The sequence below is a fragment of the Sphingobacterium sp. WOUb80 genome, assembly GCF_050058145.1.
Lineage (GTDB): Bacteria > Bacteroidota > Bacteroidia > Sphingobacteriales > Sphingobacteriaceae > Sphingobacterium.
Genome location: NZ_CP165617.1, coordinates 1,781,334 through 1,794,436 on the forward strand (window position 1 = coordinate 1,781,334; position 13,103 = coordinate 1,794,436).

The following is a 13,103-nucleotide window of genomic DNA, read 5'->3' on the forward strand; positions in this document are numbered from 1 at the left end:
TACGATTTTCACCAAAGCTAAGTGATTTGAGACAATGATCTTTGTACGAATTATCACAGCTTGTGTAGATATTATGGCTGCGCTTTAAACTGACTTGGGGTCATATTCGTATGGCTTTTAAAAAACTTGCTGAAGCTTGCGTTATCGTAAAACCCGAGATCAAAGACAATAGCTTTGATCGTTTTATCCGAAATTTTCAGCAAGCGCTTTGCTTCTAATAATACACGTTCCTGAATCAAAAATGAAGCTGACTTTTGTAACACCCGATTACTTAAAACATTCAGATAATTTGCGGAAATATTTAGCTTCTCGGCATAAAAAGCGACTGATTTTTCACTTTTATACCATTCATCGATAAGCTGAACAAATTTTGCCATAATCGGATTATCCTGATATTGTTCATAATCATCAAAATTATCCTGAACAATCTTACTGATCATAAGTGAGATAACTTTAAGCCGTGCATATACCAATTCCCATAAAATCTCCTTCTCCATCAAATTTTCAGAAATTGCCTTGAATTCAACTAGTAACGATTGAAAGCTTGTTTCGGAAAGATTGATGACTAAATGCTTCAAATAGTAAGAAATGGGAAACCGCAATGCGGGCAACAGGCTCTCAAACCAGCGTCTACTGATCATAAGCTGCAATGCATAGGTAGGATCTGCCATCTGCCACTGATGTACCTGTCCCGGAAAAACCAGATGTAGCTGATTTCTGCCAAGTACAAAACGATCAAAATCTATTGTATGTGTGCCTACAGACTCCTGAAACAATAAAAGGATAAAAAAATCGTGTTTATGCGGTTCACTAATTTCCCGTGGACCAATGAGCTCATGAAAAAGCAAATCGCGGTCAGCGATAATTCCTTCCTGAAATTTCTGCAGGTCTAATATTGGGAAATGGTCGTTGGGTTGATACATAATCAGTATTCCAAAGATAGTATCTAAATATTAAAACAAAAAACAAAAGCTAGTGAAAGCTGACAACAATGCTAGAAATTACTACTAAATAGTGCCCAAGTTCGTACTGTATGCACATTGAGTCCACAGTAAGTCCAGGTTGAGTCCACCTTTCCATAGTGCATTTACCATGGTTACATCGTACAGACATACTACTTACAGTCCGAAGTTGATTACTCGTAAGCTACAATTTGTTCATACGAAACTCTTATTGTTTGGACTCCTTGTAAAAGAAAATTATTACGATTATAACTATTGTTTAATATAAAAAAATGTTACTTTAACACAGCTGATAGGGTATCAAGCGATCTTGAATGCCGACGCCCCATATCTAATTTTAAAATTGAGCAATGCAAATCGAAATTGGCAGTATATTCTATGAAATAGTTCCCTGGAATAAAGATTATATCCAAATTTTGGGTAGTTCATCACCCTATCGTGTATATGCTCCAGTACATTGCGATGTTGCTTTCCTTAAAGAGTACATCAAGTTAAACCCTCCAGAAAGTAAATCGGAAGGTATATCCTATTCCTATCTAGAAGATCCCTACTACCTATTTGGAAAACCTTATTTGGTCAAGATCTATCCTTCCACAACGCTAGCAACCATTGAATTGACAGCGACAAGTATATGCGTGTATCAAAAGAAGAGCACAAATACATTGAAATTACTGCACAAATGGAGCCAGGAACTACTCTACCATGAAGTCATCAAGCAAATTGCATACTGGGAGGAACAATTGGATATATATGATGTCACAACAGTAACTATCCATAAACTACCCAAAAGCGATTTTAGAATCGTTAAAGGTGGATTTCAATTTTCAAATCGACTAATTGATTTTAAAAAAGAACAGATCAATCTAATTATTCTAAAGGCTTTCTGTAAATTTGCTCATAAGACCCCAAAGGAAACAGAAGCAATTTTCAGTTTATATATCCCAAACTGGAGGGATCTTTATTCGTACAGCATAATAAGATGACAGAAATTAACATCAGAATCCCAGTAGAAAAAAACGATTTAAGCATTCCATTCACCGATCATGAGCTCCTGCCATTCATTGAAAAACATCAGAAAGAAATCAATGATTACGTTATCGATCAATTGGAAGATAAAGACGGTGGACCACATCTAAGCGACTTTGGCATAAGTGCATTGTTATGTAATATGGAGAACAACACGGGTTCCTTCAGACTTCATTTTAAGATTGATCGACAATTCTGCTGCAGTGATATCTTGTCCTGCCAAACTGACTACATAGACTTTAAGTTTAACAAATCAAATAATACCATCACATTAACAGGAGGTTATACATCTTGGACAATTCAATAAAAGATAGGCGAATACCCAAACGTTATCAACTTAATACAAGTTCATTTTCTTTCTATTGGTCAAAGGGTCTTGGTGTCGAACTGCTTCGCAAATTGCCGACTAAACCTTCGATCGCTGCTGCCGATCAATTTACCCCTTTACTCGATCAATATGACAAGAGCTGCGATCAACTTGTCGAGCAGCTGCACCTAAAAATTGGTTTCGCTCAAGGTCAACAACTGCTCAAAGATGCACTTGCAGGTAAACCTATTGCTGCTGCATACGAAGCCGTATTGCTGAATTTTCTAAATACATTAGATCTCAACCCTTCTTGGTTAGATTGGAATAAAATAGAACAAGGTATTGGCCTCAGTCAACGTTCTGGCTTATCAGGACTTATCGTACTACGCGATTATGTCCTCATGGGGGGCTATGAATCCAGTGCCATCAATAAACCCTTAATTTTTACAGGCGCATTAAAAAAAGGTGCTGTCAAACGGCTCACCGAAACGGTCACCTTTTGGGTGGATATCACTGGTGATAATGCGCTGAAAAAGGGTAATATCGGTATTGAGGCCATCCTACTCACCCGATGTATCCATTCGTATGCACGATTAAACATTCTAAAGCACGGTCAGTGGCAATCAGAAAAATGGGGTGCCCCTTTAAACACATGGGATATGCTTGCGACCAACCTCGGATTCTCTCTTGTTTATCTAACAGGGCTAAAACGCATGAAATTCAATATATTGAAAAGCGAGGTTGAAGGTGTATTTCATGTCTGGAAATTTATCGGGACATTGCTGGGTATTCCCCTTCAACTTCTACCCGACACAGAGGAGCAAGCTATTGAAGCTTTGTATTATTGGACGATGACCCAACGATCAGGAGATCAGGATAGTTTAGCCTTAGCGAAAGCACTCATGGAAGAACCGATTAATGCAGCCTACCCCACAAACAAATGGGGAAGAAAGCTTATGTGTGAAATTCATCTCTATTACAATCATTATCTATTGGGAGACTATTCGTGTTCACTATTGGGCTTAAAGAAAACGGTACTCGGTAAAATTGCTTATGTGAATATTTTAAAAAATAAAAAAGCAAATCGTATGGTTACCGATAGCTTATGGCGACAACAACAGATCCACAAAGGAAGAAAGGTACACGAGGGTGTGAAACAAATCTATCTGAAATACAATTAACCAACGTTGCGCTCGTAAGGCACCCGTGTCGCAATGGATCGTCCTAAGGTCAACTCATCGACATACTCCAATTCGCCACCAAATGCTATACCGCGGGCAATGGTTGTAATTTTAACATCAAACTCGCGCAATTTACGGTATAAATAAAAAATGGTGGTATCTCCTTCCATTGTTGCTGAAAGTGCCAGAATAACTTCTTCTACCTCACCTCTTTGAATCCGATTGATTAATCCCTCAATCTTTAGATCCGCAGGACCAATACCGTCCATTGGCGAAATTAACCCTCCCAATACGTGATATACACCTTGGTAGGAATTTGTATTTTCAATGGCCATCACATCACGTGTATCTTCTACAACACAAATCAAGCTTTTATCACGTTTGAAGGAGGTACATATCTCACATATACTGTGATCCGAAATATTGAAGCATTCCTGGCAATACTGAATATCTTCTTTCAAGCGATCGATAGAGGCTGTAAAACGGGCTACATCTGCATCGGATTGCTTCAGCAGATGCAAAACCAGTCTTAATGCTGTCTTTTGCCCTACACCTGGTAGTTTTCCAAATTCAGCAACGGCATTCTCAAGAAGTTTAGAAGAAAAATTCATACTGCAAATGTAAGAATAATAAGAAAAAGTAGCTAGTATTAAAAAAATAGCTATATTGTATTCCTTTTTGAAAAATTGGGTTTTAGAAATTAAATGTATAACGTTATATATGGACATTACAAAAGAAGATAAAATTATCCGCGCATTTGAAAACAAAACATGGCAGGAAATTAAAGTAAAGGACTCATGGCAGATTTTTAAAGTGATGTCAGAGTTTGTGGACGGATTTGAGAAATTGGCAAAAATTGGCCCCTGTGTTTCTATATTTGGATCAGCACGTACACCACGTGAGCACAAATATTATCAAATGGCGGTAGATATTGCCAGTTTATTGACAGAACGCGGTTATGGTATTATTTCGGGCGGTGGACCTGGTATTATGGAAGCAGCCAATAAAGGTGCTTATGAATCTGGAGGAAAGTCTGTTGGTCTGAATATTGAATTACCATTTGAGCAGTTTCACAACAAATATATTGATCGCGACAAACTACTTGAATTCAAGTACTTTTTCGTCAGAAAAGTGATGTTCATGAAGTATTCTCAAGGTTATATTGTTATGCCAGGAGGCTTCGGAACAATGGACGAGCTTTTTGAAGCAATAACACTGATTCAAACAGGCAAAATTGCGCGCTTCCCGATTGTATTGGTTGGCTCTGAATATTGGAAAGGATTGATGGATTGGGTTCAGAATACAATGATTCCTAACAAATATATCAGCGAAGAAGATTTGAAACTGTACCGTATTGTCGATACTGCCGAAGAGGCTGCGGATCATATTTTCCGATTCTACGACAAGTACTTGTTGAAACCAAACTTCTAAGAAGTATCTGTTTAAAAGAAAAAAGAGTATTTGTTGATTCAGATATTCTTTTTTTTTGCCCATTTGCCCCCCCTTTGCCTTTTTAAAATAGGCGTTTAGCTATTCAAAACCAGCTTTTATATATTAAAGTTGCATTATTCCTAATTTAGTACCTACATTTATAGCGCAATTAGCATTTCACGTCGTATAACCGTAGAAAAACAAATTATTGTCTTGCATGAAAGATTTTGGAGGCCATTCAGATGAAGAGTTGATTGTGTTGATTCAACAAGACGACAACTTAGCTTTCGAAGCTTTGTATGATCGTTATTGGAAAAAGCTTTATTACCAGGCTGCACGCAAAACAAATTCGTTGGAAGACGCGCAGGAAATCGTACAAAACATCTTTACTTCGCTTTGGCTGAGACGCCATCAACTCCAAATTGAAAGCAATCTCGCCTCCTACCTCGCTGTAGCCGTTAAATACAAAGTCTTTAAATATCTGGCACAACAATACAAGCAGGAAGCTTTTAAACACGATACGGAATGGGCGGATTTCGATAACTCGACGGAAAATTGGCTTCAGTTTGAAGAACTTCGTGTTCGGCTGGATCAGCTTGTTTCGGAACTGCCTGAAAAATGCCAGCTTGTTTTCAAATTATCCCGCGAAGAGGGGCTCACTTATAAACAGATCGCTGAGCACATGAACATCTCTGTGAAAACGGTCGAAACCCAATTAAGTCGTGCCTTAAAAAAAATACGCACTGGTATTCAGCGCTTTCTGATTACTTTATAATTTTTTTCCTGTTCTTGTCAGGGTATCAGCCCAATTTGGGGACTCTATATACAAATAACCCCTAAATATGGTTGATCATAATCAATTCCGGATAAGGCGATTGGCTTATAAATGGCTTCAAGGCACATGTACCCCTGAAGAGGAAGCTGAATTGCAACAGTGGTATGAAACAAGTAATGGCGAACCGCTCCCTATTCCTGAGGAGCTGGCAACCGATGAACAACAACTCAAAGAGTTGTTATTTTCCAATATAAAGCAGGAAATTCAAGCGTCAAAAATCAAGCGAATTCCACAATGGGTGAAATTGAGTGGAATAGCTGCTGCTTTGGCACTGTTGTTTATATTACCCCTTTACCTTGTTAAAAGAACAACCGGAGATACCCCGCAGGTAACCGCGAAGACGCAACAACAAGTTCATCCGGGCATTAAAGCGGCCGTATTAACTTTAGCCGACGGAACTAAAATTGACCTTTCTGCTCACCAACAGAGTGTCCTCCATCAGGATGAACAGGTGAAAGTCGTTACCACTGCTTCCGGAACCGTGCAATATCAATTTACAGCCAGTAAGAATACTGCTGCAAGCCGTACCAATACCATTGAAACCCCGATTGGAACAGAGTATACGATCATTTTGGCCGATGGCAGTAAGGTGTGGCTAAATGCTGGCTCCATATTGACATTTCCTGAATCTTTTGCTTCCAATAGCCGAGAAGTAAAATTATCTGGGGAGGCCTATTTTGAGGTCAGCCATGATAGCAAGCGACCATTCTATGTGCGATCCAATGAACAGACCATTCGTGTATTCGGAACCCATTTTAATGTGCGATCCTATCCAGGTGAGCATAATAAAACAACCTTAATGGAGGGTTCGGTGCAGGTTTCACAATTCGGCAAGTCGAAAATGCTGAAACCTGGTCAAGCAGCATTTACCACTGGCGGAGATCTTATCGTAGCAGAAGCCAATATCGAAGAAGCAATGGCCTGGAAAAATGGCTTTTTCTATTTCGAATCGACACCAATTAAAGATGCGCTTGCCGCCATAAAACGCTGGTATAATGTAGATATCGTGTATAAAGGAACAAATGAAAAGCGTGAACTGACAGGAAAAATAAAACGTAATTCAACGGCCCAGCAACTGGTTGAGACCCTCAACTTCCTGGATATAAAATGTCGATTGCAAAACAACAAAATTGAAGTTGAACTCTAAATTATTTAATATAAAACAAACTTACCCAACTAATTATGTATAAACTTAAAACCATCCAAGGGACTGGTAAAAAGGCAAAACTATTTGCTGCTTTACTTGCTATCCAATGCGTTTCCCATGCAAATAATTTGGCGATGGCGAATGTAAACCAATCTAAAATCAAGTTACAAGACAAGGAATACACTTTAGCAAAGTTTGCTAAAGAAATTGAGCGTCAGAGTTCTTATGTGTTTCTGTACGATAACTCACAGATTAATGATAACCAAAAAATCCGAATAAACCATAAAGATGGTTCTATTGTTGAAATTCTTGATGACAACCTGAAAGAGCTGTCGTATTCATACAAAATTGTCAACAACACCATTGTCCTAAAAAGGAAAACAGATGACATACCTTTAAGAAACACGATAAATGTACAACAGCTTGTCAAAGGGCGCGTTACCGATGGCGACGGTAAAGCATTAACAGGGGTCACAATCCGCAATACAACAACAGGTAAACAAACGGAAACAGACAGCAAAGGTGAGTTTTCAATTGAAGCGACTCCTACGCATCAGCTCAGTTTTAGTTCGATCGGTTATGAGACAATCAGTAGTACTGTAGGTTCGAATAGCTTCCTCAATGTGCAGCTAAAAACTGCCAACAATCAATTGGAGCAGATCGTTGTCGTTGGTTTTGGAACACAGAAAAAAAAGGACATTACGGGAGCCATTGCAACCATGAGCACAAAGGATATTGAAGATCGTCCTGTGACCCAATTAGCGAGTGCCATGGAGGGCAAAATGGCGGGGGTAGAAATTGTAAAATCTTCCGGACAACCTCAAGCCGGATTTTCCATTCGCGTTCGCGGAACTTCAACAATTACTGCAGGTAGCAATCCATTATACATTGTAGATGGAGTTCCTACGGAAAATATAGCAGAACTCAATCCATCAGATATTCAAAGTATTTCGGTATTAAAAGATGCTGCTTCTGCCGCTGTCTATGGATCTTCTGGAGCAAATGGCGTTGTATTGATTACAACCAAAAGAGGAACAAACGGTAAAACACAGGTAAATTTCGAAACCTATCAAGGATTTTCAGCCATCAGAAAAAAGCCTAGCGTTCTAAATGCGGCACAATATAGAGCATTAATGACTGAGATGGGAGAAGCCTTGGATTGGTCGAAATATACCGCTGACACGAACTGGCCAGATCAGCTATTCCGCACCGGTCACAGCCAAAAATACCAGGCTTCAGTACGCGGTGGAGATGAAAAGACAGGGTTTTACATCTCGGGATCTTATCAAAAAGATAATGGTACGGTAATTACCAATACAGTCAATAAAGTCAATTTCAAGGTTAATTTGGATCATCAGATCAATAAAATCTTTAAAGTTGGAACAAGCTTATCTTACAATCGTTGGTACGACGTAGATATTAATGAAAATTCCAGAAATGGAGTCATCATGAATGCTTATCTGGGCTCTCCAGTAATCGGTATATATGGCGATAAAGGCGCTTTCACAGTAGATCCATTCTATACCGATCTCGACAACCCCGTTGCATTGGCAACAGGCAACGAGCACAGCTATATCAACAACAGATTTACAGGAAATGCCTTTGTGGAAGCCAACATCCTACCTGGATTAAAATTCAAATCGCTGTTTGGGTATGAGAAATTTAACAACCAGTACCGCACTTTTGTGGATCCGTTCCGCACGACAGAAGGTAGAAAATATAAAGGAATGGCGACGCTCCAGCAGCAGGACAATCAGTATTGGATGTCCGAAAATACATTAAACTATGACAGAACCTTTAGTGACAAGCACCACTTCACAGGTTTACTAGGTTATATCACCACTAAAACACAAACAACAATCTCAAATATCGCTACACAGAATTTTGCTAATCCAGCAATTCACACCGTCAATGGTGGTTCGATGATCACGGCGATGCCTACAGCGATAGATGCCGCCGTATCGACTGTTTCCGGTATAGCGAAAATCGGTTATGATTATAATGACAAATACTTATTTACAGCAAATCTGCGGGCTGACGCGTCATCGGTATTTGGCCCTAATAACCGTTGGGGTTACTTCCCTTCTTTCTCTGCCGGTTGGCGTTTATCCAACGAAGACTTTTTTAGCTCTTTGAAAAACACAGTAAACGACTTAAAAATTCGTGCGAGTTGGGGTAAAGTTGGAAATAGCCAAATTCCGGCTTTTGCCTACCTGGGTTTGGTCTATGTTACAGGGTCTTACAACATCGGCGATCAAGTTGTACCCGGATACACACCTTTCACTTTGGATAACCCCAATCTAAAATGGGAAACAACAAACCAGACCGATATTGGTGTAGATGCCAGCTTCTTCAGTTCAAGACTAACATTTGCGGCCGATTATTATGCAAAAAGGACTGTAGGCCTACTTCTCAGCTCAAGAGTTCCGTATAGTTCGGGCTATAGAACTGCACTGAAAAACCTCGGCGACCTACAAAATAGAGGTTTCGAATTCGAATTGAGTAGCCGAAATTTCGTTCACGATTTCAAATGGAATACAACAGTGACCTTTGGGCTCAATCGCAATAAAGTCCTGAATATTGATGGCGGAACCTACTATGACGGAAATATTGATGGCCGCGGCAATAGTACAATTGCAAAAGAAGGCGTTGCTTTGGGATCATTCTGGGGATATATTGCAAAAGGCGTCAATCCAGAGACCGGCGACATGATCTATCAGATGGCTGATCCTGAAGCAGGTCTTCAAACCAGTGACATGGCAATTATTGGTAATGCGACACCAAAATTCTCCTATGGCATGACAAATGACTTTAGCTATAAGAACTTCAACTTTTCCTTTTTCTTACAAGGTGTACAGGGAAATGATATCCTTAATGCGACGCGTATTTATACAGAAGGTATGTGGGAACCTAGAAACCAAAGTGCTGCTGTGTTAAACAGATGGACGGTTGACAACAAAAATAGTCATATGCCACGTCCGGATCTTAACAATACAGATGACAACTATAATTCGCAGATTTCCTCGCGTTTTGTAGAGAAAGGATCCTACCTCAGGGTAAAATCGATGACTTTGGCCTATAACCTACCTAAGCAAGTGCTAGAAAGATGGAAGCTCAATAAGGTCCGTTTTTATGTGACAGGTGAGAATCTCTTAACATTCACAAAATACTCAGGTTTAGATCCTGAGGTAAGTATGTATGGGGGAAATAATCAGGCAAATGTGAGTGCTAATATGGCGCCGGGCATTGATTTTGGGACTTCACCCCAGGCACGAACCTTTATTGTTGGTTTAAACCTAACTTTTTAACCTTTTAGCTTACAAACAATGAAATCAAATAGATATACCTCATTAGCCATAGCCTTATTGGCATCTCTTGCTCTAAATTCCTGCAAAAAGTTTTTAGATCTTCAACCGACCTCCACGGTAACGAGTGAAAATGCCTATCTCACCGGAGACAATATCGAAAAAGCTTTAAACGGAGCCTACAATTCTTTTATTGGTAACGATACACGGGAAGGAAGTAATGCCAATTATTATCAATGGGAAATGATTCTGCAAACGGATATCCGCTCCGACAATGCACATGCCGCCGGTGGCGGTGAAATAGACTTCTCACAAATTGATTATAATACCATTACCAATACCAATGAGATGGTACGCAGGGACTGGGAAGAGCTGTATGGAGCAATCTCAAAATGCAACGTCGTTATCGACAACGTTGATAAGGTCACAGATCCTACGTTTTCAGAAGAAAGGAGAAAACAAATCCTTGGGGAGGCTTCATTTTTAAGAGCTTTTCATTACTACCAATTGGTCAAACTTTACGGTGGTGTGCCGTTGGAAAAACACTCCAACAGCACTGATGCCGAAGTATTGCGCATCAAACGATCAACTGCCGAGGAGGTTTATGATTTTATTGATTCGGACCTACAAGTTGCTGTCAATAATCTTCCAGATGTATTTGGACAGCCTTCCATTGACAAGGTTAGAGCAACCAAAGGAGCTGCAAATGCATTACTGACAAAAATATGGGCTCAGCGGCCTGATCGAGATTACAATAAGGTATTGCAATATGCCAATGCTGTGATCAATGGAAAAGGTGGTTACCAATTGCTTCAAAACTATGCGGACCTCTTTGATGGAAAACATAATTACAACAATGAATCCATTATTGAGATCCCCTATATCGCTGGCAGCCCCAATCTAAGTTGTTGGGGTGGCGCTTTCTTCTTCCCGGATCTTGATGAAAATGGAAAAATCAATGAAAACGAATGGCGCCGATACGGGACACCATCCAAGGATCTTGTCGAAGCTTATGACAATGCCGGTGACACTGAACGAAAGAATGCCAACATCTGGTTCTACTCGGTGCCTTGGGCAGATGAGTTCTGGAATCCATGCGCAGATGCCGACACCGAGATTCCTTTTAATGTCAAACAGAAACATGCAAACAGCTTCCAAAGTGGCGATCATTTTTACCTCTTGCGACTTGCAGACATCATACTACTCAAAGCTGAAGCGCAAAATGCCTTAGGGAACACCGCTGATGCACTGAATACGGTGAACATCATCCGGCACCGAGCAGGACTCTCCGATCTATCCGGTGTCAGCTCCAGTGCATTAAAGACCATCATTTTAAACGAACGCCGATTAGAACTTGCTTTCGAGGGGCAACGCTGGGATGATTTAAATCGTTATGGTGTCACGGTAGATGTGATGAATAAGTTAAATGAAATCAAATTTACATGCGATAACGGTCAGCTGAGCAACCCCACTTTGATTAAGTATAATTTTAACCAAAATAGTCTGCTCCTTCCGATACCATTATTGGAACTGCAGGCAAACCCGAGCCTGACTCAAAATCCAGGCTATTAATTAGACCAAGCATAGGCTGTTCATAGGATTAACTCCCTGAACAGCCTTTTTTACTAATATACTTTATTATGACTCGTTTTAAATCACTGGATATTTTCCGTGGGTTTACACTTGCGGCTATGATTCTCGTCAATAATCCTGGCAACTATCATCATGTTTTTCCTCAACTTGAACATTCCATCTGGCATGGATGTACGTTTACAGACCTCATATTTCCATTTTTCTTATTTGCTGTCGGAAACTCCATGGCATTTTCTTTAAAAAACAGCGATCAGCTGGCACCCGCACTATATTGGAATAAAATTCTCAAGAGAACAATCATACTTTCGCTACTGGGTCTGTTTTTAAATATTTTCCCCTTTGTGGAATGGAATAGTCTTCACCAGCTCGAATGGATTCCCTTTGCCAAGTACAGGTATTTTGGGGTGCTGCAGCGTATTGCAATCTGCTATTTCAGCACAGCGATTATATTATATTATTTTAGAGATAAAGGTGCTGCAGTTATTAGTATCTTGCTCCTACCCGTCTATTGGCTTATTTGCTATTACGGTAACCAAGCAGATCCATATAGCCTGGATGGTTGGTTTGGAACGACACTGGATATCCGAATCTTCGGCGCATCCCACCTCTATCATGGCGAAGGAACAGCTTTTGATCCAGAGGATATCTGGAGCCTGTTACCGGCCATCAGTCAAACGATATTCGGGTATATCACAGGGAAATACATTATTCAAAAACTGACAGGCAAAAGGGAGCTGATGAACCTATTTGTCGTAGGCCTGGTGTTTATTTTAATGGGCTATCTCTGGTCATTTGCTTTCCCGATCAATAAGAAAATCTGGACCAGCAGTTACTGCATATTCACAACGGGCATTGCACTATCTTTCCTTGGGATATTAATCTACCTCATCGAATTTCAGCACATCAGAGGAATCTTTTATACCATATTTGACGATTTCGGTAAAAACACACTATTTATTTACTGTCTTAGTGGGCTGATTCCAACAGTTTGTTCCTTTATTCTTATCGGAGAAACACAACAAAATCTATGGAGTTTTAGCTATCAAGCATTGTTCAGCAACTGGCAGTTTCAGTCCCTCGCTTCTGCCCTGTTCGCACTACTCTTTGTCACCCTAAATTGGTTGATCGCATATTACTTGCGAAAGAAAAATATCTATATTAAAATCTAGGCCACCTATCTGTCACCGACAATGCCAATTGAACGGCTACTCTGATATGCAAAAAAAAGGGCCAAGGCCCTTTTTATATATAAAGATATGGATAAGATATACCGCAGCTACTTTTAGAAAACGCCCCATCTTTGTTTTACTAATTCC

11 protein-coding genes are annotated in these 13,103 nt (G+C 39.9%); 9 read left to right on the plus strand and 2 right to left on the minus strand.

Annotated elements, in window-relative coordinates; translation table 11 throughout:
• Positions 1 to 71: 71 nt before the first annotated feature.
• Complete coding sequence (locus tag AB1Z56_RS07260; RefSeq protein WP_426791571.1) at positions 72 to 923, minus strand: AraC family transcriptional regulator; 852 nt, start codon at positions 921 to 923, stop codon at positions 72 to 74.
• Between the two features lie 389 nt (positions 924 to 1,312).
• Between AB1Z56_RS07260 and AB1Z56_RS07265 the strand changes: the two genes are divergently transcribed.
• From AB1Z56_RS07265 to AB1Z56_RS07275, 3 genes are read left to right on the plus strand one after another with little or no spacing between them, the layout of a single operon-like run.
• Positions 1,313 to 1,945, plus strand: a complete 633-nt coding sequence (locus AB1Z56_RS07265) for a hypothetical protein (protein ID WP_426791572.1) — start codon at positions 1,313 to 1,315, stop codon at positions 1,943 to 1,945.
• On the plus strand, positions 1,942 to 2,295 hold the full coding sequence (locus tag AB1Z56_RS07270; RefSeq protein WP_426791573.1) for a hypothetical protein: 354 nt from the start codon (positions 1,942 to 1,944) through the stop codon (positions 2,293 to 2,295). Before AB1Z56_RS07265 ends, AB1Z56_RS07270 begins: the two co-directional genes overlap by 4 nt.
• Positions 2,280 to 3,476, plus strand: a complete 1,197-nt coding sequence (locus AB1Z56_RS07275; RefSeq protein ID WP_426791574.1) for an oxygenase MpaB family protein — start codon at positions 2,280 to 2,282, stop codon at positions 3,474 to 3,476. The genes AB1Z56_RS07270 and AB1Z56_RS07275 overlap by 16 nt, the downstream gene beginning before the upstream one ends.
• Here the strand turns inward: AB1Z56_RS07275 and recR are convergent.
• Complete coding sequence (recR, locus tag AB1Z56_RS07280; protein WP_313263194.1) at positions 3,473 to 4,087, minus strand: recombination mediator RecR; 615 nt, start codon at positions 4,085 to 4,087, stop codon at positions 3,473 to 3,475. The genes AB1Z56_RS07275 and recR overlap by 4 nt on opposite strands.
• Before the next feature lie 115 nt (positions 4,088 to 4,202).
• Between recR and AB1Z56_RS07285 the strand changes: the two genes are divergently transcribed.
• The 6 genes from AB1Z56_RS07285 (at position 4,203) to AB1Z56_RS07310 (ending at position 12,956) form a co-directional block, all read left to right on the plus strand.
• On the plus strand, positions 4,203 to 4,907 hold the full coding sequence (locus AB1Z56_RS07285) for a TIGR00730 family Rossman fold protein (RefSeq protein ID WP_046673602.1): 705 nt from the start codon (positions 4,203 to 4,205) through the stop codon (positions 4,905 to 4,907).
• Positions 4,908 to 5,124: 217 nt separating this feature from the next.
• A complete protein-coding gene (locus AB1Z56_RS07290; RefSeq protein ID WP_426791575.1) occupies positions 5,125 to 5,682 on the plus strand; it encodes an RNA polymerase sigma-70 factor in 558 nt (185 codons plus the stop codon).
• A 67-nt stretch (positions 5,683 to 5,749) separates the two neighbouring features.
• Positions 5,750 to 6,889 carry a FecR family protein gene (locus tag AB1Z56_RS07295; RefSeq protein WP_426791576.1) on the plus strand — a complete coding sequence of 380 codons (1,140 nt, stop codon included), beginning with the start codon at positions 5,750 to 5,752 and terminating at the stop codon, positions 6,887 to 6,889.
• Between the two features lie 35 nt (positions 6,890 to 6,924).
• Positions 6,925 to 10,197, plus strand: coding sequence for a TonB-dependent receptor (locus AB1Z56_RS07300; protein ID WP_426791577.1), 3,273 nt, complete (start codon positions 6,925 to 6,927; stop codon positions 10,195 to 10,197).
• A gap of 18 nt (positions 10,198 to 10,215) precedes the next feature.
• The gene (locus AB1Z56_RS07305) at positions 10,216 to 11,766 is read left to right on the plus strand and encodes a RagB/SusD family nutrient uptake outer membrane protein (protein ID WP_426791578.1); all 1,551 of its coding nucleotides are present in this window, start codon (positions 10,216 to 10,218) and stop codon (positions 11,764 to 11,766) included.
• Between the two features lie 68 nt (positions 11,767 to 11,834).
• Positions 11,835 to 12,956, plus strand: coding sequence for an acyltransferase family protein (locus AB1Z56_RS07310; protein WP_426791579.1), 1,122 nt, complete (start codon positions 11,835 to 11,837; stop codon positions 12,954 to 12,956).
• Positions 12,957 to 13,103: the final 147 nt, after the last annotated feature.

Excerpts from the sequence above, each read along its gene's own strand:
- AB1Z56_RS07300 (WP_426791577.1), top strand. The coding sequence starts at position 6,925 with ATGTATAAACTTAAAACCATCCAAGGGACTGGTAAAAAGGCAAAACTA.
- AB1Z56_RS07265 (WP_426791572.1), top strand. The coding sequence starts at position 1,313 with ATGCAAATCGAAATTGGCAGTATATTCTATGAAATAGTTCCCTGGAAT.
- AB1Z56_RS07305 (WP_426791578.1), top strand. The coding sequence starts at position 10,216 with ATGAAATCAAATAGATATACCTCATTAGCCATAGCCTTATTGGCATCT.
- AB1Z56_RS07295 (WP_426791576.1), top strand. The coding sequence starts at position 5,750 with ATGGTTGATCATAATCAATTCCGGATAAGGCGATTGGCTTATAAATGG.
- AB1Z56_RS07310 (WP_426791579.1), top strand. The coding sequence starts at position 11,835 with ATGACTCGTTTTAAATCACTGGATATTTTCCGTGGGTTTACACTTGCG.
- AB1Z56_RS07260 (WP_426791571.1), bottom strand. The coding sequence starts at position 923 with ATGTATCAACCCAACGACCATTTCCCAATATTAGACCTGCAGAAATTT.
- recR (WP_313263194.1), bottom strand. The coding sequence starts at position 4,087 with ATGAATTTTTCTTCTAAACTTCTTGAGAATGCCGTTGCTGAATTTGGA.
- AB1Z56_RS07290 (WP_426791575.1), top strand. The coding sequence starts at position 5,125 with ATGAAAGATTTTGGAGGCCATTCAGATGAAGAGTTGATTGTGTTGATT.
- AB1Z56_RS07270 (WP_426791573.1), top strand. The coding sequence starts at position 1,942 with ATGACAGAAATTAACATCAGAATCCCAGTAGAAAAAAACGATTTAAGC.